The organism is Daejeonella sp., assembly GCF_046590655.1.
GTDB lineage: Bacteria > Bacteroidota > Bacteroidia > Sphingobacteriales > Sphingobacteriaceae > Daejeonella.
This window is the reverse complement of the sequence record NZ_JBKJUM010000073.1, coordinates 1-23,847: the sequence shown is the minus strand read 5'-3', so window position 1 is coordinate 23,847 and position 23,847 is coordinate 1. Positions and strand designations below refer to the sequence as shown.

At 39.0% G+C, this 23,847-nt stretch carries 19 protein-coding genes; 3 read left to right on the top strand and 16 right to left on the bottom strand.

Features of this window, described 5'->3' with window-relative positions:
* From ACLL8Z_RS07665 to msrA, 10 genes are all read right to left on the bottom strand, one after another.
* The coding region (locus ACLL8Z_RS07665; RefSeq protein WP_411274182.1) for a hypothetical protein at positions 1–540 on the bottom strand (540 nt) is incomplete at its 3' end.
* 287 nt (positions 541–827) lie between these two features.
* Entirely contained in the window at positions 828–2,177 is a 1,350-nt protein-coding gene (locus ACLL8Z_RS07660) for a cellulose synthase family protein (protein WP_411274181.1), read from the bottom strand.
* 130 nt (positions 2,178–2,307) lie between these two features.
* Positions 2,308–3,009, bottom strand: a complete 702-nt coding sequence (locus tag ACLL8Z_RS07655) for a glycosyltransferase family 2 protein (protein ID WP_411274180.1) — start codon at positions 3,007–3,009, stop codon at positions 2,308–2,310.
* A gap of 20 nt (positions 3,010–3,029) precedes the next feature.
* Complete coding sequence (locus ACLL8Z_RS07650; protein WP_411274179.1) at positions 3,030–4,637, bottom strand: 4Fe-4S binding protein; 1,608 nt, start codon at positions 4,635–4,637, stop codon at positions 3,030–3,032.
* Between the two features lie 5 nt (positions 4,638–4,642).
* Positions 4,643–5,938: an NAD(P)/FAD-dependent oxidoreductase gene (locus ACLL8Z_RS07645; protein ID WP_411274178.1), complete on the bottom strand. Its 1,296-nt coding sequence runs from the start codon at positions 5,936–5,938 to the stop codon at positions 4,643–4,645.
* Between the two features lie 2 nt (positions 5,939–5,940).
* A complete protein-coding gene (locus ACLL8Z_RS07640) occupies positions 5,941–6,813 on the bottom strand; it encodes a sterol desaturase family protein (protein WP_411274177.1) in 873 nt (290 codons plus the stop codon).
* Positions 6,814–6,823: 10 nt separating this feature from the next.
* Positions 6,824–7,321 (bottom strand): rhodanese-like domain-containing protein, encoded by a 498-nt coding sequence (locus ACLL8Z_RS07635; protein ID WP_411274176.1) that lies wholly within the window; start codon positions 7,319–7,321, stop codon positions 6,824–6,826.
* A 6-nt stretch (positions 7,322–7,327) separates the two neighbouring features.
* The gene (locus tag ACLL8Z_RS07630; protein ID WP_411274175.1) at positions 7,328–8,041 is read right to left on the bottom strand and encodes a DUF547 domain-containing protein; all 714 of its coding nucleotides are present in this window, start codon (positions 8,039–8,041) and stop codon (positions 7,328–7,330) included.
* A gap of 208 nt (positions 8,042–8,249) precedes the next feature.
* The gene (locus tag ACLL8Z_RS07625; protein ID WP_411274174.1) at positions 8,250–8,981 is read right to left on the bottom strand and encodes a DUF547 domain-containing protein; all 732 of its coding nucleotides are present in this window, start codon (positions 8,979–8,981) and stop codon (positions 8,250–8,252) included.
* Positions 8,982–9,016: 35 nt separating this feature from the next.
* Complete coding sequence (gene msrA, locus ACLL8Z_RS07620) at positions 9,017–9,670, bottom strand: peptide-methionine (S)-S-oxide reductase MsrA (protein WP_411274173.1); 654 nt, start codon at positions 9,668–9,670, stop codon at positions 9,017–9,019.
* Positions 9,671–9,987: 317 nt separating this feature from the next.
* Between msrA and ACLL8Z_RS07615 the strand changes: the two genes are divergently transcribed.
* Together ACLL8Z_RS07615 and ACLL8Z_RS07610 are read left to right on the top strand one after the other, a co-directional pair.
* Complete coding sequence (locus ACLL8Z_RS07615; RefSeq protein ID WP_411274172.1) at positions 9,988–10,977, top strand: glycoside hydrolase family 113; 990 nt, start codon at positions 9,988–9,990, stop codon at positions 10,975–10,977.
* A 33-nt stretch (positions 10,978–11,010) separates the two neighbouring features.
* The gene (locus ACLL8Z_RS07610; protein WP_411274171.1) at positions 11,011–11,772 is read left to right on the top strand and encodes a hypothetical protein; all 762 of its coding nucleotides are present in this window, start codon (positions 11,011–11,013) and stop codon (positions 11,770–11,772) included.
* A gap of 143 nt (positions 11,773–11,915) precedes the next feature.
* Here the strand turns inward: ACLL8Z_RS07610 and ACLL8Z_RS07605 are convergent, their stop codons facing one another.
* The 6 genes from ACLL8Z_RS07605 to ACLL8Z_RS07580 all read right to left on the bottom strand — a co-directional run bounded on the left by ACLL8Z_RS07605 (position 11,916) and on the right by ACLL8Z_RS07580 (position 20,460).
* The gene (locus ACLL8Z_RS07605) at positions 11,916–13,562 is read right to left on the bottom strand and encodes a sodium/sugar symporter (RefSeq protein ID WP_411274170.1); all 1,647 of its coding nucleotides are present in this window, start codon (positions 13,560–13,562) and stop codon (positions 11,916–11,918) included.
* Between the two features lie 185 nt (positions 13,563–13,747).
* The gene (locus ACLL8Z_RS07600) at positions 13,748–14,638 is read right to left on the bottom strand and encodes an inositol oxygenase family protein (RefSeq protein ID WP_411274169.1); all 891 of its coding nucleotides are present in this window, start codon (positions 14,636–14,638) and stop codon (positions 13,748–13,750) included.
* A gap of 390 nt (positions 14,639–15,028) precedes the next feature.
* Positions 15,029–15,757, bottom strand: a complete 729-nt coding sequence (locus tag ACLL8Z_RS07595) for a (Fe-S)-binding protein (protein ID WP_411274168.1) — start codon at positions 15,755–15,757, stop codon at positions 15,029–15,031.
* Between the two features lie 182 nt (positions 15,758–15,939).
* Entirely contained in the window at positions 15,940–17,250 is a 1,311-nt protein-coding gene (locus tag ACLL8Z_RS07590) for an MFS transporter (protein WP_411274167.1), read from the bottom strand.
* 49 nt (positions 17,251–17,299) lie between these two features.
* Positions 17,300–18,019, bottom strand: coding sequence for a head GIN domain-containing protein (locus ACLL8Z_RS07585; protein ID WP_411274166.1), 720 nt, complete (start codon positions 18,017–18,019; stop codon positions 17,300–17,302).
* Between the two features lie 545 nt (positions 18,020–18,564).
* Positions 18,565–20,460, bottom strand: a complete 1,896-nt coding sequence (locus ACLL8Z_RS07580) for an ATP-dependent DNA helicase RecQ (RefSeq protein ID WP_411274165.1) — start codon at positions 20,458–20,460, stop codon at positions 18,565–18,567.
* A 169-nt stretch (positions 20,461–20,629) separates the two neighbouring features.
* Here ACLL8Z_RS07580 and ACLL8Z_RS07575 point away from each other — a divergent pair.
* Positions 20,630–23,847, top strand: a 3,218-nt coding sequence (locus ACLL8Z_RS07575) for an amidohydrolase family protein (protein ID WP_411274164.1), incomplete at its 3' end; no start/stop codon positions are given.

The following is a 23,847-nucleotide window of genomic DNA, read 5'->3' as shown; positions in this document are numbered from 1 at the left end:
ACCTATTATTGCAAAAAAGTTGATCACTTTTTTAAATCCCAGATACTTTATAAACAATGGTAATAACATTAAGGGAATAAGTTTCATAGAAATAGACAGGGTGATAAGAACTGCAGCCCATGGGTATTTCCCAATCTTCAATTGATATAAAGCCAAGACAAGGAAAAAAAGCATTACACCTTCAAAGTGCAGATTTCCGGTAAGCTCAATGATGACAAGTGGATTAAGAAAATATAAAAAGATATTATTTCCTGGAATTTTAAGGGCATGAAGAAGCTTTCTACCATAAGTATAAATTCCCAAGTCAAAAACTATGATCAGTATTCTGAGAAAAAATACACTGCCAAAAATACTTTTACCTGAACCGAGTGCGGCTAAAGCAAAGCACAACTGGTTTACCGGGGGGTAATTTGTAAAGTGTCCGGAACTCAAACTTCCCATGCCCTTATATAATTGAACTGCTTCCGGGATATTAATAAGCTTATTTTTAATTACCTCATCTGGCAGATATAAATATGGATTGAGCCCATTTATCATCATCCTACCATCCCATATAAATCGGTAAAAATCCTGTGATAGGTTCGGTATTGCGAAAAGAAACAAAAGCCGGAAAAATATCCCTGTTTTGAAGAGAAGCTCTGTATTACTTCCTTCTTGTTTTAAAGATATAAAGAAGATATAAAATAAAAAAAGTCCTGAAGAGAGTACCAGAAGATAAGGGAAGTTACTTCGGTTTAAATCATAGGCTAATAAAATATATAGAATAGAACAAGATGGGACGCTGAATATCAATAATTTGTTATTGCGCCAGACGTTTAACATTAAGATTAAGTTTTAAGTGTGGTATAAACTACATAGCCAAAACCTAAAATCAGCATGAAGTGAAATGGCAGCAACGTATAATCGTTCAAAATAAATGAGCTGCACAAACCAAAAACAAAATACAACAATAAAAGTATCTCAAGAATTACAAATATTGGAATCTTATTGTTAATGTATTGATTTCCTTTCCAATTATCTGAAGACATCCGTATATTAAATTTTGGGGTACGTATAAAATCACTTTTTTTACCCATGTATGCTTCAGCAACGGCGAAAGTATTATGCAAAGACAATCCAAGCGTTAAAGTAAAAAAAGTAAAAAACATGCTTATAAAAGTCATAAAACGGTACGACATTTTAAGATGAATATTTTTATAAACTACCCAATGATTCACGAATAAGATAAAACTGCTTACAATAAAAAAACTATGTACTTTAAAAGCAAAATCAAGCTGAGGGTACTCATTTTTAATGTAAAGCATTGGAATACTCAATACAGATATAATAAGAAGGAAGAAAAACATGGAACTGCTGCCCAAATGCATTATTGCATGTATCTTGGTAAAGAGCGGTAATTTCTTTGATGAGAGGACCATTCTAAACAATTTAATAAAGTTTTCTGCTCCTCCTTTATTCCATCTAAATTGCTGGGAACGTGCGGCACTAAAAATCACAGGCAGTTCAGCAGGGACTATCACATTTTCCAAATATTTGAACTCCCAATTATTTAACTGAGCCCTGTAACTTAAATCCAAATCTTCAGTTAAGGTATCGCCATGCCAGTTACCTGATTCTAAAATACATTGTTTACGCCATATCCCCGCAGTTCCATTAAAGTTCATAAAATGGTGGTCTGCATTTCTTCCCGTCTGTTCAAGCGTAAAATGAACATCCAAAGCAAACGCCTGAACTTTTGTTAGAAGTGAATAATCACGATTTAAATGACCCCAACGGGTTTGTACCACCCCAATCCTGGGATTTTTAAAAAAAATGATGGTTTTCTTTAGCCAGTCTTTATCTGGTAGAAAATCTGCGTCAAAAATTGCTATGAATTCTCCTTTAGCAGTTTTTAAGCCTTCTTTTAATGCTCCGGCCTTAAAATTTGATCTACTATTCCGGCATATGTGAATTATATCCAGTCCGGTTTCTTTAAGATTATCAATAAGTTCTGAAGTTAGTTTTACACTATTATCGTTACTATCATCCAATACCTGGATCTCCAATTTTTCCTTTGGATAATCCATTTTTGCCATACAAAATAATAGACGTTCCATGACATACTTTTCATTAAAAACAGGTAGTTGGATCGTAACAAAGGGGATTTCATCTTCGTTTGAAAGATCAAAAACCTTCACACATTCTTTTTTGTATTTTGAAGAAATGTAACTGAATAATAGATTTAATTGAGAAATGTTGTATAAAAACACCATTAACAGCGCAAATCCGTAAAGTCCAATAATAATATATGAGATGTAGATCCACATTTTACTTAAAGCTATATTTTGCAATCCATCCGATTATCTTAATTCCCGCCATGACTGTCCCTTTAACCGTTCCAGATACTTTTGAAATTCCAATTCTTTTTCTGTACCGAACCGGAATTTCTATGTACGTCAACCCCTGTTTTAAAGCTTTTAACTGCATTTCTACAGTCCATCCATAGGTTTTGTCAATCATTTGAAGGTCAATAAGCCTATCATATTTAATCGCTCTAAAGGGACCCAGATCGGTAAATTTGGATGCGAATAACCATTTCATTAAAAACGTTGCTAGCCAGTTCCCAAATATCTGCTGTGGGGTCATAGATCCTTCTTCACGTAATTCTTTTACTCTTGCTCCAATAACAAAATCAATGTCATTTTCAATAATTGGAGCCACTAGTTTTAATAGCTCCTCAGGATAGTCTGAGTAATCGCCATCTATAAAAACGATTATATCCGGCTTTATTTTTTGCTGTGAGATGTATTCAATCCCCTTTAAACATGCATTACCATATCCTGCACGATCTTCAGACAATACCGTTGCACCAGCCTTTTCAGCATTTTCGATGGTCGCATCATCGGAATTATTGCTGACAACAATAATTTGTTCTACTCTGTCGGGTATCTCGTAAATTACTTGGGCAATTGATTTTTCTTCGTTATAGGCTGGAATGATAACCTTGATCCTTTTCACTAATCCTTTCATATAAAATTGTTCTGGCGCTATTAATTATTTTTTAGTGAATTTTCCTGCCTCAACAATGCCAGTAAATCGAGATCATTACCTAGTAATACAGGATTTTCATTAATCCTGTTTTCTTCAGAACCATTTTCCAATTTTAAAACACCTCGCGGACAAACGGCTGAGCATATCCCACAACCCACACATGATGACCGGACTATGTTTTCACCTTTCTGGGCATAGGCTCTCACATCTATCCCCATTTCGCAGGCATTTGAACAATTACCACATGAGATACATTGTCCTCCATTGGTTGTGATCCTGAACCTTGAAAACAAACGCTGCTGTAAACCCAGAATTGCTGCCATCGGACAACCAAAACGGCACCAAACCCTATTTCCCATGATCGGGTAAAACCCAACACCTATAACACCGCTAAAAAGAGCGCCTATAGCAAACCCGTACCATGAGGTCAGGGTATAGTTTTCAACGAAGAATATTTTATCGTTGCCAGAGAAATGATTAAGCATGATCACCCCAATGATTATTACCACCAAAGACACCATTGTAAAAAGAGCATCCTTATCCATATTTTTTCTTTTAAACAGGTATAAACAACCAGTTAATATTGCCAGAAATACTACAACTCCGATCGTAAACTGTCTTCGGGTAATTAAATCCTGACCTGGATTCTTACCTAGGAAAGTATAGACAACAGCCACTGACATGATAAATGCAAACACTAAAACTAAATGAATACTCCACCGTTCAAATTTCCAGGCCTTTTTTGATTTATCAGATAAATGCCGGAATGGATCTCCTGCAGTCTCGGCTAATCCACCACATCCACAAACCCATGAGCAATACCACCTTTTACCATAAAAATAAGTCAGTACCGGTGAAATTAAAAAGATCATTGCCAGTCCAAAAATCAGCATAAATATCCCCAGATTGCCCCCATTAAACATGTTCGTTAAGTGCCACTCTTCAAAAAAATAGTAATTAAGCGGCCACATGTTCTTAATATCCTTATTAAAATATGGGGTATCTGGATTTAGTTTTGATAATATTTCCGGAATTAGAAAAGCAAAGCCTAACTGGAAAAACATCACAGAGAGTGTTCTTACCACCTGGTATTTATTATCCCTGTACTTTAATAAAAATTTATATCCCATTGCTAAAATAGCCACAGTATATAATGTTCCGTACAAAAACCACTGAGTAGCTGGCTTTCCATTTAAAAAAATACTCAAGGGGTCAAATAATGAGACCAATCCTGTATTCCCGCCTTTATCGTGATAGCCCAGGTATTGTGGAAACCAATATATAACGATGTAAAAAAGGGTTAGTAATAACCCCAACATCCATGCAAACATTCCTCTGCTTGTTAGAGATTTAAACCAGACACCATTAAATTTAATCCCTGCAGGTTGATTCAGATACAAATCATTTGCATATAAAGCAATTCCCGATATTATCGCAAATAATGAAACTGTCAACCAGATTGCTTTATATGCAAATTCCACATTAAGTAGAGCCAGACATAAAATCACTAACCCAACAGAACTTATACTTACTGCAATTTTTTGGATATTGGAAGGGGATCCGCTATCATGATCAGAAACAGACATGCTTTTATATGTTTTATTCATGCTCATTATAATTTTACGGTATGAGAGTAGGTCTGATAAAATAGTGATTGAATTTCAGGTTCATATTTTGAATAAAACTCAGGATCGAAATTTGCGCGGGAAAGGTTATCTATAATATAATCAACAGATCGGTTGTCATTTATCGCACCATCGAAAAATTCATGCCTCATTCTAATCCCAAAAGTGTTGATGCCCAAAAAGGCCGAGGTGTTTTTATCGTACGATATCCGGATGCATTTTCTACCCGATGCATGCTCCCAGTAATAATGAACTTCATTTTCCCTTGCTTTAGGCCATATCCAGCCATACGTTTGATATTCTATGTCCAGGAATTTTGCCGAATTAAACCAATTCCCGGGATTGTATTTCATCCGATTTCCACAAATGGTTTGAGCTACTGTTTCTCCCATCATTCGGCCAGTGTACCAGACAGCTTCAATCGCTTTCCTATTGGGGAGTGCCTGCAATTGTTCTGCACAATCACCAATGGAATAGACGTGCTCTATATTTGTTTCCAGAAACCGGTTCACTTTTACACCCATTTCAATTTCTATACCGCTACCTCTTAAAAATTCAATATTGGGAGAGACACCGGCGGCAAGACCAACAATCTGGCAGGGGATAATTTCTCCTTTACCTGTAAGAACCGATTCAACCCTTCCACTTTCATCCGCAATTATTTCCTTAAGCTCTGTTTCCAGTCGCAGATCAACGCCATGTTCACGAATATGCCGGTTTAACATCTGACTCTCCCCTTCAGGCAATACAGCATCCCAAAAACTTTTTTCTCTGACCAGAAAAACAACTTTTATATTTCTTGATAAAAGCATTTCTGTAAGTTCTATTCCGATTAAGCCTCCCCCTACTACTACCGCGCTCTTACATGCAGGAGTAAATTTTTCCAGGTTTTCAAGATCTGACTTTGTATATAAGCCTGTAACTCCGGCCAAATTCTGACCTGGCCAGTTAAAGGTGTTTGATCTGGAACCTGAAGCGATAATCAATTGGTCGTAAGAGATTACTTCGCCATCAAGGAGATGTAAGGATTTTGCATGCACATCGATCTGTGCTACATAAGCTTTTACGAGGTTAATCTGATTTTCCTTCCAAAAGCGATGCTCATATGGTTGAATATGCTCAAATTTCATGTGCCCCATGTAGACATACATAAGCGCTGTTCTGGAAAAAAAGTATTCTGATTCACCAGAAATGATGGTGATCTTTTTATCCGAAAGCTTCCGTATATGCCTGGCAGCCGTAACACCTGCAATTCCATTTCCAATAATTACAACATGTTCCATCGTTAAAACTTTAACGGATAAACTTCCTGGCCCAGAAAGTTGTCCGGAACCTCCTGATCATCTAAAAACCCTAACTCATTGTTCTTGCCATCAGTCGGAACGTAATCGGTTTTGAACAGGTAGTCCCACAAACTTAACGAGATCCCGAAATTGACACCATATTTATTAGGGATGCTTTTTGTATGGTGCCAGATATGCATTTTAGGATTATTAAAGATGTATTTTAACTTTCCATAGTTCCAGCCAATATTAGCATGGTTCAAGTGCCCAATGATAATAGAGAAAAAATGTACAAAAATCACATCCTGAGCATTTAATCCGCCTATTAAGGCTAATGGAATGTATAATATTGATTTATAAAGTACAGGTTCCATCCAATGGAAACGCATGTGCGTGGCAAATCCCATTTCCTTAGCAGAATGATGAATTTTATGAAAATTCCAAAGAAAGGTTACCCTATGCAGTAATCGATGAGTATTCCACTGAAAAAAGTCGGACACTAAAAAAAACAATAATAAACCCGAGTAAAATGGCAGCTCGTTTACATCAAAAAGCTTCAGGTCTTCCAGTTTTAAGCCTATAGAAAAAAGCAGTTTGTCGAAAAAATGTGCGGTTGTTTCCGAAAGTGCAATAAGGAGAATAAGGTTTAATAAGAAAAAGTTGAAAAAAAGATAAAATAAATCAAGCCAAAAATCTTTCCTGAAGAGCTTCTGATGTTCTCTCCAGGGGAAGATAATTTCCAATGTCCAAACGACTAAGGAGATGATAATAAGTCCGTAGAAATAATTATCCCAGCCAGGGTATAAGATTTCATTCTTTAAATAATTGTAATAGCCGGAATAAGAGTTAAAAATAATCTCCTTAATCTCAATCATTTAATTTTGCTTATTGATAAACCCTGATGCCATTTTCTAAATAAACTCCCCATTTTTTTGAATAAGCATGAACCCTTTCAGTAGGTTTTTCGTTAAGGTCGACAACAGTTTTCCCGTTATTTTTCCATTCGAAAATACCACCCCATAAATTGAATACGTTGTTATACCCTGCTTTTTTAATTTTTTCAGCAATTCTTTCACTTCGTACCCCGATTGAGCAATACACAACGATTCTGGAATCTTTGTTTGGAATCAATGTTTTAATTTTTGCTAACTCAAACGAATTGAAACCCACGTAATAAGCATCGGGAATTTTACTGACTGCGTATTCGTCCCATTCCCTGGCATCTAAAAATATCGTGTTTTTATTCAGCCCAAACTGATTAGAATATGCATAAGGGATCTTATTTGAGTTGAGCCTGTTTAACACTTTCCCAATGTCAGCGTTCTGAGCGAACACACTATTTGTAAGACACAGAAAACCCAGCACGATAAATTTATTCTTCACAATCCGCTATTTACTCTTATTCAAGTTCCAATTGTATTCTTTGTAACTGATGAGGGCATTATTACTAATTTTTGTTTTGCTATATCTATTAATAAACGTAATAACATCCCCAAAATCTTTTTTATACCAGTCAAACACTTTTGAGATCTTTACTTTGGTTGATCCCAGTTCGTTTGCCGTCGAATTTATGAAATTTCTGGTTCTGGATTCCATAAGTGCTTCCAGATTGTTTGCCGTAAACGCTTTATTTAGAAGCGGCGGGCACGAGACAGCAGCGCAATTGAGCACAAAATGAATTCTGGCATCTTTATGTACGGGTCGGATAATATCATTTTCGATATTATTTAGTGAGTATTTTTTACTACCTAGATTAATCCATTTCACGTCCCATGGTTTACCCTTGTAAAGATCGTTTATACTTTTCACAGGATAATTTTCAAGAATAAGTTTCAATGTAAAGGCATTGTATGCATTAATCCAGTATGCCAATGATACATTCCTGCCAGATGAGTTATCGGGCACATTCTTCGACAAATCATTTAAATATTTATCCAGTATGTTCTCATCCTGCTTCAACCCAGAATAATCTACCTGCCCTGTTGTTCTTACATATTTCTGAAGAAGATTATCAAATGGCTGGTGTAACCCATCATCGGGTTTGCTTTTTTGAGCAAAACAAACACTTGAAAAGGTCATCAAAATTGTCAAAATAATTTTCATGGTGTAAAAGCTACATGTTTAATTGGTTAACTGACCTATAAGTATGTACGAAAAAACTGGGATCGGGGACTTAAATTTCATTAAATGATTATTTACTAATCGGTAAATTTAGATCATGGATGGCTTAAATTCATCTCAGGACATGCAAGATCGGAAATGCGATCCTGCAAGCCCTTTTAATTCCTCACGGACGTGATCACATAACAAATTATTTTTGATCATTCAAGTTCCAATTGTAATCCACGTAAGTGATCTTGGTGCTCGAATTTATCTTAGTTTGAGAATATCCATTTATGAAGTCCACCAAATTTCCATTTTTAGTGAAATCACCGCCGTACCATGTAAAATATTTAGATAGTTCAGCTTTGTCTGCCCGGATGTTATTTTTTGATTTATCATTTAAAAAGTCTTTACCCTGGTCAACAAGCTGTGCCTCAAGTTTTGAACCGGTGTAAGCTTCTCTCCTTAATTTTGCACATGACATGGAGGCACAGACAATAGCAAAGTGGATACGCGGGTCGTTATACTTTCTAAGTATCTTGTGCTCGATATTGTTTAAATCGTATTTTTCCCGGCCAATAGGTATAAATTTGATATCCCAGGCTGTGTTTATCTTATAAATTTTTCCGCCAATATCTTTAATGCTTTTTACAGGATAATGCTGAAGGATTAAGGAAATAGTAAATGCATTATAAGCGTTGATCCAAAAAGCTTTCTGGTCATTTTCACTCCAGCTTTTTTGAGGGGCACTATCGCTGAGTGATTTCAAATAGGCATTAAATTCGGACTTATCAGCTTGGAAACCTTTGTAATTTACCATGCCAGCAGCGCTCACATGTTTTTTTAGCAATTTATCCCACTGTGTATGCGAAGGAACTTTCTGGGCGAACATATTCGTCGCCATTAAAAAGCAGGTGACTGAAATAAATATCTTCTTCATGGCTGGCATTTTATTGTTTTCGTATCAGATGTGACTTAAAGTTTGTGGTCCGGCTTAATCAGTTCGGGAAATTGTTTTTGGAATCGCTTAATACGGGGAATGCTTTCCATTTGCACGTAAGGCACATTAGGGTTGTTTTGAACATATTGCTGATGATAATCCTCTGCATCCCAGAATTTTTCAAAAGGTAAAAGTTGTGCAGCTATCGGCTCAGAATATTTTTTTTGGACTTCTGAAATGTACTTTTCAGACGCTGATTTTTCTTCCGGTGTTCGGTAAAATATTATGGAACGATAAGATGCGCCGTTATCAGGTCCTTGTCCGTTTACCTGTACAGGATCCTGGGAAGCAAAATAAACTTTTAATAGGGTGGCGTATGATACAATAGATGGATCATAATAAACCTGCACCGCTTCTGCATGTTCAGTTGTATTGGAGCTAACCTGTTTATAAGTCGGATTGGGCTCTTTTCCCCCTGAATAACCTGATACGACTTCATGCACCCCTATAACACTTTCATACACACCCTCCACACACCAAAAACAGCCGGAGGCAAAGGTCGCCTGACTAAGTTTAGAAAGATCTGCCTTGGAACTAGTCTTCTGCGGCATTCGCTGCACCTGCTGGGTACAGGAAATTAATGCAATCATTGCGAAAATGAACACACAAACTGTTATTATTTTTTTCATACCAATTTAAACAAATGTTTTGTAAATACGTTTTTGCGACTTAGCTGCTGCTTCCTTTAAATACAAATGACAAAAACCTGACCGTTCTGCTATAAAAATAAATTATTTTTTGAATTGCAGAAGATGTAATAAATCATTCGTTTTTAAATAGTATGATGATATTTCAAACGATATATAAATATTACTAATCTGTCGTGAACATTTCTATCACAAAATATTAAATTTGATAAAACAACTAATTAATCTTGAGATTGAACAAGGATATACGTTTTAGGAGCACGTTACAGACTTACTACTTAACCTTACTGTGCATATTTTTGTGCTCCTGTTCGCAGACTTCCAATAAAATCCCGGTTTATGCCAGGATTGAAAAAAAAATCAACGGATTAAGCTTCGTTGCCTCACCCCGTAAAGTAACCGACTCCGTAATCGCACCTGTTATAGACATCAATGCAAATTGGGTTACTCTTATGCCTTTTGGCTTCATTAGAAATGTTGATGATCCGCTGATTCATTACAATAGCGACAGACAGTGGTGGGGCGAAAGCAAAGAAGGAATTAAACAAACCGCTCTTTTATTTAAAGAACGTGGTATAAAAGTAATGTTAAAGCCTCAATTATGGATAGGAAGAGGAAACTTTACCGGACATATCAGCATGGAAACTGAGGAAAACTGGCGGTTATTGGAAGATCAGTATGAGACATTCATACTCGATTTTGCATCGCATGCACAGGAAATAGGATTCGATATGTTTTGTATCGGTACGGAGCTTAATACCTTTGTTTCTAAAAGACCTGAATATTGGGTAAATCTGATTGATAAAATCCGGAAAGTTTATAAGGGCAAAATTACCTATGCCGAGAACTGGGACAGTTACGCCAATGTACCTTTTTGGAGTAAACTTGATTATATTGGTGTGGATGCATATTTCCCATTAAATAACAGTCAACATATTACGTTAAAATTGCTAAACGAGGGTTGGAATAAGCATAAAAAAGGTCTCAAAGATCTCAGCATTAAAGAGGAAAAGCAGATTTTATTTACAGAATACGGTTATCGCAGCATTGATTATACCGCAAAAGAACCCTGGTCGTCGGAAGGAGATGCAGTAAATGGAGAAAATCAAAAAATTGCACTTAAGGCTCTTTTCGATAACTTTTGGATGGAACCCTGGTTTGCGGGTGGTTTCCTGTGGAAATGGTATGATCGTATTAACACAGAACGCGGAAATTATAAAACAGACTACACCCCTCAAAATAAACCTGCAGAAGAACTGATTAAAGAGAACTATGGGAAAAGCTTTTAACAGATTTATCACTCATTTAAACAAAAATATACCATGAAAAAAACTTGCTTATTCATAGCCACTATTGTTCTGTTCTCTTCGTGTTCGACGCGGCAGGCTAAAAATGTTTCGACTGTCAGGAGCAAAGAAGATGTAATTAACAAAATCTGGGAGAATTCCGGTGGAAGGAAGACCTGGGAAAATTCCCGATACTTAACCTTTGCTTTCGCACCGCAAAGAGAGGGGAAAACCGTGTCGAGTCGTACACATTTATGGGACCGATACACCGGGGACTACCGTTTGGAGACCAAAACGCCAACTAACCAAACGTTAGTCGTTTTATTCAATGTAAATAGTCAGAAAGGAACGTCGTACCTCGACGGTAAAATCCTTCCTGATTCTTTAAATTCTAAAGAAATCAAAAGAGCTTACGGTAATTTTATTAACGATTCTTACTGGCTTCTTGCTCCGTTAAAACTAGAAGATGAAGGGGTTAATGTAACCTTAAAGGATCCTGAAGTTATAGAGGGAACGAAACTAGATGTTTTACATCTTACTTTCGGTAAAGTTGGCCTTACTCCGGGTGATCAATACTGGCTATTTGTCGATCCGGCAAGCGGCGAAGTTAAACGATGGAAATTTCTGCTTCAAAGTAAACAAGAAGGAGCTTTCAACTGGACTGATTACAAAGATCTGGGAGGCGGCTTGAAACTTTCTACTTACAAACCCAACATTAATCAAGCCGGAGGCGGAATTAAGTTCCCGGTAGCCAGTGTTCTGACCAGCGTTGATAGAGAAAAATTTACAAAAGAGTAAAATCTATAATTTTAATTTAAAGTATTAACCTATTTCAAATCTCAGAAGCCGACAAAAACGCGTCTTCTGAGATTTAACAACTTACCAGTATAACCTTCCCTTGAACGTTGGAGTCTTGTATTTCCCTTAGCCCGCAAATGTACTTAGTAGAATACGGTATACAAAGCTGTCAGAATCCCAATAATAATTGCTGAACCTACAATAAAGCCTGGAGAACACTTAAACATTGCAGTATCTATAACCAGCGCTTTATGGCGTTCCTTACCACTGCGGTCGGCCAGGCTCAACACCACCATTAATAACATCAGGAACACAAAAACAATAGTCATCCGGTCCATAAAAGGAAAATCCGGGAAAGCCCCGTTCGTCCAGCCAGGAAGAAATTTTAGAAGAGTAGAAAGCGGTATGGTTGTAATGGCAGAAGCAAGCGCTGCGGCTGAGGTAGTCCTTTTCCAGAAAAATCCGAGCAGGAAGATCGACAATACACCCGGTGAAATAAAACCAACATATTCCTGTATAAACTGGTAAGCCTGATCCAGGTTCCGTAGAGCAGGCGCTACGATACTTGCAAGAACCATGGCTACTATCACCGTGATACGGCCCGTGCGTACGAGCTGTCTTTCAGAAGCGTCTTTATTAAAGAATTTTTTATAAATGTCAAGCGAAAAAATAGTTGAGATACTATTTGCTTTACCGGCAAGAGAGGCCACGATTGCAGCGGTAAGTGCAGCAAAGGCAAGGCCTTTTAAGCCGTTAGGTAAAAGATTCATCAGCGTAGGATAAGAATGATCTGGTTTGATCACACCATTTATGTCCGTCATTTCTGTTTGAAACATTCCGTTCTGATACATTACATACATGGTAATGCCGGGAATAACAACGATCAATGGTATCAATAGCTTTAAAAATGCAGCAAATAGAATACCTTTTCGCGCCGTAGGTAGGCTCGCACCTAAAGCCCTTTGCGTGATATATTGATTACAACCCCAATAATTCAGGTTGTTGATCCACATACCTCCTATCAACACCGACAAACCCGGCAAGTCTGTATAATATGGATTTGATTTATCAAATATCATGTGGAAATGCGAAGGTGCTTCATCTCTTATTATTGCCAGTCCTTTAAGGATATCGCTGCCGTAACCAAACTTTTCTGATACCAGCGTTAGGGCGAGATAACAAGTCACAAGGCCACCCATAATCAACACAAGTACTTGAATCACGTCCGTATATCCTATCACTTTCATACCCCCCAACGTTACAACGATAGAAAAAATGCCCAGACCCACCATACACCAGACAAAGCTGATGCCTGAAATAGAATTAATTGCGAGCGCACCCAGGTATATAATAGACGTAAGGTTGACGAATACATACACTAACAACCAGAATATGGCCATTAAAGTGGCAACAGTGTCGTTATATCGTTGAGCCAGAAACTGCGGCATGGTAAAGATGCCGTTCTTAAGGTAAATTGGTATAAAAAATACTGCAACGATAATTAGCGTAGCCGCCGCCATCCACTCGTAAGACGATATAGCAAGTCCCAGAGCAAAGCCGGAGCCCGACATGCCGATAAAATGCTCTGCAGAGATGTTAGATGCGATCAAAGAAGCCCCGATTGCCCACCAGGTCAGCGAACCTTCTGCCAAAAAGAAATCTTTGGAATCCATTCCCCCAGCCTTTTTTTGCTTAGCAGATTTTTGATGGTACACCCAATAACCATACGCACTTACACCAATGAGGTAGATAAAGAAAACTATATAATCCAGGGATTGTAAGCGGTTCAAAATTGTTGCGGGCTAGGGATAAGGACAGGAGAATATGGAACAAAGAACAAGGAACAAAGAACAAGGAACAAAGAACAAGGAACAAAGACTAGGGCACCTAACTGATTTAACGTTACCTTCACCACCCCCGACTGGTTAACGACCCAAGGTCCTTAATCCTTGCTCTTTGTTCCTTGCTCATTTTATTAAAATTTCAGCGTAGCTGGCAAATATTTAGCGACCAGATCTTCGTAGTAAGGCTGGAGTTTTTTCCAGTCAGGCGGCTCGGGATTTTTTGAATAAAGATCGTAAGGGTTAAATAGTCTCACCCATTTAAGCATCTCCCTGTCATGATCGTCAAGAAGGTATTCATATTCATTTTCGCGGTGCCATGCGTAGAATGAATGGTAACGAAGCATATATAGTCCTTCTTCAGGGAGGTGATCTTTAAGCATTTGATAAACATATTCATCATGTCCCCAAGACATATTCACATTTCGCAAACCGCAGCCTTTTTTATAAACCCCATATTGGGTTTGATACTCACGATTAGAGAAGTCTTTATTATTTTTAAAAAACTCCGGGTAAACGATTTTATCTGAATATGCACATCCTACGGGGAAGGTATCTCCCACTACAGCCCATTGGGGTTCACCAAAAAGACAAAGAACTTTACCCATGTCGTGCATAAGCCCTACCAATACCATCCAGTCAGGATGGCCATCGCGCCGTATTGCTTCTGACGTTTGCAGCAGGTGCTGAAACTGATCGAGATCAGTATCCGGATCTGAATCATCTACCAGTTGATTCAGAAACTGGAACGCCTCCCAAACGGGCATTTCTTTCTTATTAAAATTTAAGTAGTTGTTTCGCTTCTCCTGCACAAAATCAAACGTTTGATACGTATGATTCAACCGATAGAACTCTTTTACCGAATCGCGCCCAGGCTCTTCATAGTTGCGGTACTCATCCTTGGTTTTCGCTTTTGCGATAGTTTCCGGATCCGGATACCTTTTAAGCACATCGTCTTCCCAAACATCCAGGCTGGACATAGGATTCAATTCTTTCTCTGTGAACTTTGATTGATCAGCACTCATAATGGAAATTTTAAATTGCTAACCTAAATTGGTAATTTTTCTGATATATTAAGGCATAGTTTAGTCAATAATTTATTAACTGCTTCGGCAACTCCCGGTTGGCATCCTTCTAGCTGTAGGGTGCGCTCGACAATCTTTTGCTCGAGCCCATTACTCCTTCCCATATTACTTCAGCTGACTCTGCACAAAAATTCAATTATTATCTATGATGTTTCGATACAACTCCAGTATTCTACATAAAAGAAGGTTGGCAGGACGTTTTTACGTTCAAGCAAGTTAAGATTAATAATAAACTTTGAGCGGGATGTATTGTTTAATTAAAACATTCCCGACGAAGCTCTTTCTCCTACAAAAGGCCGGTTAACCGCCGTACTTTTAAGTAAGAAACACCTACACATTCCCCCAACCATTTGCAAGTACATCCGAGAGATGCATTGTTTTGATAGGGAGACTATTCGAATCAATATAGGCCTGAAGATTCAACAGGCAGGAAGCGTCAGTAGAAATAATATAATCAGCCTCCATTTCCAGGGCATTATTAACTTTCTGTTGCGCCATAGCGCTCGAGATTCCTTCGAATTTTACTGCGAAGGTTCCTCCGAAACCGCAGCATACATCCGTTTCCTTCATTTCAACAAGGTCAAGGCCGTGTACCTTACTCAGCAATGCTCGTGGTTCTGATTTGATATTGCACTCACGGAGGCCAGCGCAGGAGTCGTGGTAAACTGCGCGGCCTTCCAGTTCAGCACCGAAATAATCTTTTCCGATTACGTTGACCAGAAAGTCTGATAGTTCATGAATATTACCTTGTATATTCCTGCACTTATTGTGAAGTAAAGTATTGGTAAACAAATCATTATAGTAATTTTTTACCATCCCTGTGCAGGAAGCAGAAGGCGAGACTATATAATTGGTTTCAGAAAAATCATTTAAAAATTTACTGCCAACTTCCTTCGCATCCTCCCAATAGCCCGCATTAAAGGCAGGTTGCCCACAACAGGTTTGTTCCGTGTTATAAATGACTTTACATCCTGCTTTTTCAAGAATCTTTACAGTGTTAAAAGCCGTTTGAGGGTATAGTTGATCTATAAAGCAGGGAATAAACAGTTCAATAGTCATTTTTTAAGTATCAAGTATTAAGTATCAAATATTAAGTAGGTATCGATTTCTGAGGTGGTTTTTTATACGTTTTTTAAAATTTACAACGAGCCACAAATCCGGGATGTTCGGAAAATTATCCTGCCCAAATCTAGATACTTGATACTTGATACTTTCGAAAGTGCTAAATTCAGAAAAAATAATTAGCTCTCTTCATTAGAAACTGTTTTTTCTTCTTTAATAAATAACAGTGAAACTAAGATTAACAGTCCTACTATGAAAAATCCTGCCAGGCTTATAGCTGAGTTTCGCATGCTGCCGGTGAATTCTTCAATATAGGCAAACGTAAATAAGCCAATCACGATTGCTATTTTCTCAGTGACGTCATAAAAACTAAAGAATGATGCTGTATCGGGTGTTTTTGCAGGCAGAAATTTTGAATAGGTTGATCTGGAGATTGATTGAATTCCACCCATTACCAAGCCCACTATTGCAGCTATGATATAGAATTGAAATGCGTTCTGAACAAAATATGCGGCGCTGCAAACTCCTATCCAGATGATTAGCACAAAGATGATAACAAGTAGATTGCCATATTTTTTTGCGAAGTATGACATCACCAGCGCACCAATAATTGCTACAATTTGAATAACAAGTATTATTTTTATAAGATTCTCAGTTCCCAACTGGAGTTCCTTTTCACCAAATCCAGCGGCGACTAGCATGATAGTTTGGACTCCCATAGAATAAAAAAAGAAGGCCAGCAGGAATCTTTTTAAATGAGTCATGGTTTTAAGTTGGTTCCACACTTTTATGAGCTCTTCGAATCCGCTACTAACTTTACTTTTAACGATCCTGGAATGATTTATACCTCCAGGAGGAAGTTTTCTGAACGGAATTTGAGCAAAGCTGATCCACCATATCCCGACGAGAAGAAATGATAACCGTGCAGGAAGTGATTCGTCGGTAATTCCAAATAAATCCGGTTTTAGAACAAATATAAAGCAGATTATCTGTAAAATAACACTCCCGACATAGCCGTATGCAAAGCCTTTAGCGCTTACTCTATCTTGCTGATCCACGCTTGCAATATCCGGCAGATAAGAATTGTTAAACATGACCCCACCTATATAACCCATTGCGGCGAGTGCAAAGCAAATAATCCCGAATTCAAGGTTTTCCAGTTTAAAAAAGAAAAGGCCGGCGCAGGCAACACTTCCTATGTAAGTAAATACCTTCATATAAACCTTCTTATTTCCCCGAAAATCGGCTGTTGACGACAGTATAGGAAGCAATAAGGCCATGACGAGGTAAGCAACGCTAAGGGCGTAGTTTGAAAGCGCAGTGTTGGTAAAAGTTCTGCCAAAAAATGACACCTGATCGCCATTCTCTTGAGTTGTGGTAATTATAGTGTAATAAGCGGGGAAAATTGTAGATGTAATAACAAGATTGTATGCTGAGTTGGCCCAGTCGAACATCGCCCATGCCTTTATAGTAGTTTTGTTATTTTGCATCTAAAAATAATTGGTTTACAGACTCAATATAGCAATTTAGAAGCTGAGTTTAGTCGATCTTCTTCAGACTTGAAGCACCCGATTCATCATTCTTAATATTGGATGGATTACCTCGGTATTCTACGTCGCTCGAGCCGCTGGAACTCAAGTTCAGATCATTCAGTACATTAATTCTTGAACTACTTGCACCTGAGCTTTCAATACGATATCTGCCTACGACAAATTCCAATGCCTCCACCGAAGTTGACCCGCTGAGTTCGAGCTCATGAGAACCGGCCTGGCCTTTCAGAAAAATTTCTGAAGCTCCGCTTGAAGAGGTTTTCAAGTTCGCAGCATTTAGATTCAAGGTGACTTTACTGGAGCCGCTGAGATCAAGTTCAAAATCATTCAGATTCAGCTTTCCATCACTAAGAATTTCTACAGAACCAGAAGCGTCAACCCCTTCATAATCTTTCGAAGTTATATAAACGGTTATCGACCCGGCATTGCAAAAACTCTTTTCTAAATCGATATAAAGCTTATTTCCCCTCACATTAGTTTCTATTTCCTTTAAAATGTTGTCATCAGCCGTAATCTTTACATTATTAACGGGGCCCTGCTTAAGGATGACTTTCATAGATCCGCTTGTTTCAATCCTTGTAAACTGCCCTACATTCCTGTCCTGAGAAATCTGGTTCCCAGAAGCTTCAATGCAGTCGAATTCGTTACAGGAACTGAGGAGAATCCCGATTGAAAGAATTGAGGCAGTAATTTTAGTAAAAGTGTTCATGTGAAGGTTTTGGTTTAGACGTGGGATTTGGTTTTGGTTACACAAGGTAAAGAAATAAGACGTAAGTGAAGGTTTATAAAGTGCATTAGATATAAGGAATGTGAAGGTTTATAAAGTGATTTATATAAAAAAAGATTAGATGTATTTGGAAAGCAAATGAAGTAATTCTTCGGTTCCGGTAGTCCCGTGCTACGCAGTAGTTTTGCCTTTTAAATTCCTTTTAACTGATAAAATTATTCTTAGGCAAAAGCTACTCGCTGCGCCCGGGTTTAAATCGGAAGATGATGTGCTACTATCTGAGACTCTAACGCCCCTGGCATTCCGTATGTTAGTAAAACTGACAGAAAAGCACTGTCTTATGTAAATAAACGTGGGCGTCAGTAGTAGCTTTTGCGAGCATGGCCGTGAAATTAATCAGAAACATGTTGCAAAACTACTGCAGAGCACACGACTACAGCACCCGATGGAAGATGAACCCTGCTTTCCAAAAAAATAAAAAATCCGATATGGGAATTGCTAACATCTCTTATTAAAATCTTTATACTCTAAGAAACATAATAATACTCCCCATTGACTTTTATACTACCAGCATCGAGAAGATTCCTTATTACCTCAATCTTCTCTTTATCGTTCCCGGAATTGATTGAATTAACCAGGTTGTCGAGCAAGAGGGAATTATTGCTTAACACACTCAGAATATCTTTTATGATCTCATCCGTGATGGATTCCTTTTTCCGTTTTTTCTTATTTTCCAAACATACATCGCATACGCCGCATTCGGATGCATGTGTTTCATTGAAATAGCCCAACAGCTGCTGGCTCCTGCATTTAAAAGTTTCTGCATAGGTAATAACAGACTCAATTTGCTCTTTATTTATCCTGTATCTGTCGGCCAGATAGCGGGCGTTGACCTGCAGGTGCTGATTGTCAAGCCGCTGTTTAAGGAAGGTAATTTGAGGCTTGTCGCTTTGTTCAGCATAGCTGAGAATTTCCATCGATTGCAGCTTGCGTAGGAGCTCAGCAACTTCCCCTTTGTTCAATGCAAGTCTTTTGCCGAGATCGCTCTCTTTGATCGCCACGAATTGGTCGAATAATCCGCCATGAGAGCGCAGTAATATTTTTATAAAAGCATCATATGCAGGTTGTTCTACCTGGAACCTGTAGATCTCCTCCTGTCCAATTAATATCTGCACACGGGACGGCAGAAAAACAGTTTCGCTTAATGCGATATATTCGTCATGTTCCAGAAACTTAAGGGCGTTTAGGGTTTTTATTGCGTCAAGCTTAAAGCGATTGCAAAAATCTGCGATGTCAATCTCAAGTGTTAAACCCTCCCCGGCTCCATAGGCAAGCTGAAAATAATTTCCCAGGTGGTGATATACAAGCTTAATCTCCTGAACAGACGGGTAACTTTGTGCTAGTTTTTTTATAAGTCTGCTCTTGTCAGCATAATTGTAAAGCAAAACGGTGTAAGCTTTTTTTTCATCTCTGCCGGCGCGTCCTGCTTCCTGGTAATATGCTTCAAGGCTCTCTGGCAGATCCATATGAACCACAAATCTAACGTCCGCTTTGTCGATTCCCATGCCAAAAGCATTGGTTGCAACCATAACCCTGGTTCGGGAATTTTTCCACGATGATTGCTTTTTGGTACGGGCGGTATTATCGAGACCTGCGTGATAATACTCGGCAGAGATACCTTCTAAATTAAGCAGGCGAGCTATCTCCTGTGTTTCTCGCCTGTTTCTAACATAAATAATTCCACTTCCCTTTACATTCCTTGCAATGGAAAACAGTTTGCGAAATTTGTTTTCTTCATTATACACCAAATAGCCCAGATTCTTTCTTTCGAATGATTTTCTGAATACGTTTCCGTCCCTGAAATTAAGTTTTTCCTGAATATCTAATGCAACCGTCGACGTAGCTGTAGCCGTTAACGCTAGCACAGGAATATGAGGGTGGAGTTTGCGCAATTCTGAAATATGGAGGTAGGGCGGGCGGAAATCATAGCCCCATTGCGAGATACAATGAGCTTCATCGATCGCAATCAGATTTACATTCATGTGTCTGATCCGTTCACGCACCAGATCTGAAAGCAGTCTTTCTGGCGAAAGATAAAGGAACTTAATGTCGCCGTAAATGCAATTGTCCAATGCAATATCCACCTCCCTTTTTCCCATTCCGGATATTATAGCAATCGCATTAACACCCTTCTCTTTAAGATTCTCAACCTGATCCTTCATAAGTGCAATCAAAGGCGACACTACAATGCAAATACCCGGTTTAACCAATGCCGGTACCTGAAAACAGGCAGACTTTCCACCACCCGTGGGCATCAGCGCCAATGTATCACGCCCTTGCAGAACGGATTGAATAATCTCCTCCTGCAATGGGCGAAATTTAGCGAAGCCCCAGTATTTTTGCAGGATTTGGTATATCGTCATAGGGTATCAGAGAATTAGAGAGTTATTAAATTAGCATACTTGAATGGAAATGCTCATTTTCAATTTGCAAATTTACTCATTTGCTCATTTGCTCATTTTACTAATTTACTAATTTGCTCATTTTACTAATTTACTAATTTGCTAAATTGCGCTTCAATAAACCAGATACATGAAGAAATACTTATTTATCGCATTCAGCATTATAATTTCGCAATCGCTTTTTGGCCAGCCAGCTCCAAAATGGAATGTTGAGAAGCCCGCAGGGCCGACAAAATCATTTTCCTTTCAAACTGATGAGGGTACCTGGATGAACCTGGATCTTAGCCCTGATGGCAAGGATATCGTTTTTGATATGCTTGGAGATATTTACAAAATACCTGTTGCTGGCGGGAAAGCGACACTTCTTGCCGGAGGACTTGCTTCGGAAGTTCAGCCCAGATTTAGCCCAAATGGTAAATTTATATCATATACAAGCGACAAAAATGGAGGTGATAATATATGGGTGATGAATACCGATGGCTCAGGTAAGCGAGCGATCACTAAAGAAACCTTTCGACTGCTTAATAACGCAGTATGGACACCAGATAATCAGTACTTAATAGCCAGAAAGCACTTTACAAGCAGCAGATCACTAGGTGCCGGTGAAATGTGGATGTATCATATTGCTGGTGGCGGCGAGGGTGTTCAGCTTACCAAACGCAAAAACGATCAGCAGGACGCTGGTGAGCCGGAAGTATCACCTGACGGGAAATATATATATTATTCTGAAGATGTAAGTCCCGGGCCACAGTTTCAATATAACAAAGATCCTAATGGGGAGATTTACAATATCAAGCGGTTAAACCGGGAAACGGGCGACATAGAAACCGTTGCAGGCGGAGGTGGTGGTGCGGTAAGGCCTCAGGTATCACCGGACGGAAAGTTACTTGCATTTGTTAAACGCGTCCGCCTCAAATCTGTTCTGTACCTTCTGGATCTGTCCACAGGTGAGGAATGGCCTGTATATGAAGATCTCTCACATGATCAGCAGGAAGCATGGGCAATATTCGGACTTTATCCAAATTTCTCATGGACACCGGATGGCAAAAATATCGTTTTCTATGCGAAGGGAAAGTTCAAGAATCTTGATATTCTTACGGAGTATGTCAGTGATATTCCTTTTGAAGTTAATGCAACACAGTCAATTACCGAAGCCTTACATTTTGAACAAAAGGTGTTTCGCGATGAATTCGATGTTAAGATGATCCGACAGGTTAGCACCTCCCCGGACGGAAAAATGATAGCATTTAATGCTGCGGGTTATATTTATACTAAAGTCCTTCCGGACGGTGTTCCAACCCGGATCAATTCAGGAACAGATTTTGAATTTGAACCAGAATTTAGCCCCGATGGCAAGTTTTTAGTCTATGTGAGCTGGAACGATGAGCAAAGAGGTTCCATTTACAAAAAAGATCTTCAAACTCAGCAAATCATCAAATTAACTACAGACAAAGGATATTATTATGGACCCAAGTTCTCAGGAAAAGGTGATAAGATCGTGTTCAGAAAAGGTTCTGGCAATGATGTACTGGGTTATGCTTTTGGGAAAAATATCGGCATCTATGTCATACCTTCAGAGGGAGGTTCTCCAAAGCTTATTTTAAATAATGGTATCCGTCCATCCTTCAATTCAACCGATACACGGATCTGGTTTCAAAGCACTGAGGCTGGGAAAAAGGCTCTCAAAAGTGTGGATTTAAATGGTGGAACGGTTCGCACTCATTTTACATCGCAGTATGCAAATATCTTTTCTCCAAGCCCTGATGGGAAATGGATCGCGTTCTCAGAATTGTTTAATGTTTACATCACCCCTCTCACAAACACCGGGGCTGCTCTTGATCTTTCTGCAAGCAATAAATCTATTCCTCTTTCCAAAATCACAAAAGATGCAGGTACATACATTCATTGGAGCAAAGATTCACAAACGCTGAACTGGACGCTAGGGCCACGATATTTCACAAAAGATATTAAAACCGCCTTTCCTTTTTTAGACGGCGCGGCAGACAAAACAGCAAAAAATGATAGTTTGGGGGTCGATATAGGGTTGACACTAAAGTCTGATATTCCTGAAGGAATTATTGCAATTACGGGTGCACGTATCATAACCATGAAAGGCGATGATGTCATAGAAAAGGGGACGATTGTTATCAATAAAAATAAAATCGTCGCTATAGGGGCCAATGTTAATATCCCCGCTGAAGCAAAGGTAATAGATGGTACTGGAAAAACAATTATGCCTGGGATAGTGGACGTTCATGGTCATTTACGTGCAAGTGGTGATGGAGTAAGCCCGCAGCAGGATTGGAGTTATTATGCAAACCTTGCCTATGGTGTAACTACTTCCCATGATCCATCTGCGAATACGGAGATGGTATTCAGCCAGGCTGAGATGTTGAAATCAGGCAGAATGGTGGGCCCGAGAGTTTATTCTACGGGTACGATATTGTATGGTGCAGATGGCGACTTTAAAACAGTTGTTAACAGTCTGGAAGATGCGAGATCTGCATTAAGAAGAATGAAAGCTGTGGGAGCATTTTCTGTAAAATCCTATAATCAACCACGACGTGACCAGCGCCAGCAGATTATTCAGGCAGCGAGGGAACTGCAGATGGAAGTAGTTCCGGAAGGAGGCTCGACTTTCTTTCACAATTTAACTCAAATTGCGGATGGCCATACTAGTATAGAACATAACATCCCACAAGTACCAATCTACAAAGACGTGAAAACGTTCTGGAATAAAAGCAGCACATCGTATACACCTACTTTAATTGTTAGTTATGGTTCGCAATCGGGTGAAAACTTTTGGTACGACCGCACAAATGTTTGGGAAAATGAGCGCTTACTTAGCTATACACCCAGAAACTTAATTGATTCGCGTTCGAGAAGAAGGAATACCTCAGAGTTTGCAGATTATGGCCATATAGATGTTTCCAGAGTTGCAAAACAACTTGCCGATGGCGGCACAAAAGTAAATGTGGGAGCTCACGGACAGATTCAGGGGATTGGCGCTCACTGGGAAACGTGGATGTTGGCTCAGGGCGGAATGAGCCCTCTACAGGCTATCAGAAGCGCTACGTTGAACGGGGCTGAACATTTGGGAATGGGTAAGGAGTTAGGCTCTTTGGAGACTGGCAAACTCGCTGATCTTATTGTCCTTGATGCTAACCCGCTAGAGGATATCAGAAATACTGAAAAGATTAAGTATGTAATCGTAAATGGGCGGGTGTATGATGCCGAGACCATGAACGAGACCATAAGCCGGGAAAAGCCAAGGGGTTTATTCTGGTGGAAAATGAGCCGGGCTGAGAGCTTTATGATGCCTCAGGGGGAAGCGGAAACGCAGATGTT

What these genes read in the sequence shown, in the direction of transcription:
- ACLL8Z_RS07630 (WP_411274175.1), bottom strand. Translation starts at nt 8,041, where the DNA reads ATGAAAATTATTTTGACAATTTTGATGACCTTTTCAAGTGTTTGTTTT.
- ACLL8Z_RS07595 (WP_411274168.1), bottom strand. Translation starts at nt 15,757, where the DNA reads ATGACTATTGAACTGTTTATTCCCTGCTTTATAGATCAACTATACCCT.
- ACLL8Z_RS07585 (WP_411274166.1), bottom strand. Translation starts at nt 18,019, where the DNA reads ATGAACACTTTTACTAAAATTACTGCCTCAATTCTTTCAATCGGGATT.
- ACLL8Z_RS07655 (WP_411274180.1), bottom strand. Translation starts at nt 3,009, where the DNA reads ATGAAAGGATTAGTGAAAAGGATCAAGGTTATCATTCCAGCCTATAAC.
- ACLL8Z_RS07610 (WP_411274171.1), top strand. Translation starts at nt 11,011, where the DNA reads ATGAAAAAAACTTGCTTATTCATAGCCACTATTGTTCTGTTCTCTTCG.
- ACLL8Z_RS07600 (WP_411274169.1), bottom strand. Translation starts at nt 14,638, where the DNA reads ATGAGTGCTGATCAATCAAAGTTCACAGAGAAAGAATTGAATCCTATG.
- msrA (WP_411274173.1), bottom strand. Translation starts at nt 9,670, where the DNA reads ATGAAAAAAATAATAACAGTTTGTGTGTTCATTTTCGCAATGATTGCA.
- ACLL8Z_RS07580 (WP_411274165.1), bottom strand. Translation starts at nt 20,460, where the DNA reads ATGACGATATACCAAATCCTGCAAAAATACTGGGGCTTCGCTAAATTT.
- ACLL8Z_RS07645 (WP_411274178.1), bottom strand. Translation starts at nt 5,938, where the DNA reads ATGGAACATGTTGTAATTATTGGAAATGGAATTGCAGGTGTTACGGCT.
- ACLL8Z_RS07640 (WP_411274177.1), bottom strand. Translation starts at nt 6,813, where the DNA reads ATGATTGAGATTAAGGAGATTATTTTTAACTCTTATTCCGGCTATTAC.
- ACLL8Z_RS07625 (WP_411274174.1), bottom strand. Translation starts at nt 8,981, where the DNA reads ATGAAGAAGATATTTATTTCAGTCACCTGCTTTTTAATGGCGACGAAT.
- ACLL8Z_RS07590 (WP_411274167.1), bottom strand. Translation starts at nt 17,250, where the DNA reads ATGCAAAATAACAAAACTACTATAAAGGCATGGGCGATGTTCGACTGG.
- ACLL8Z_RS07650 (WP_411274179.1), bottom strand. Translation starts at nt 4,637, where the DNA reads ATGAATAAAACATATAAAAGCATGTCTGTTTCTGATCATGATAGCGGA.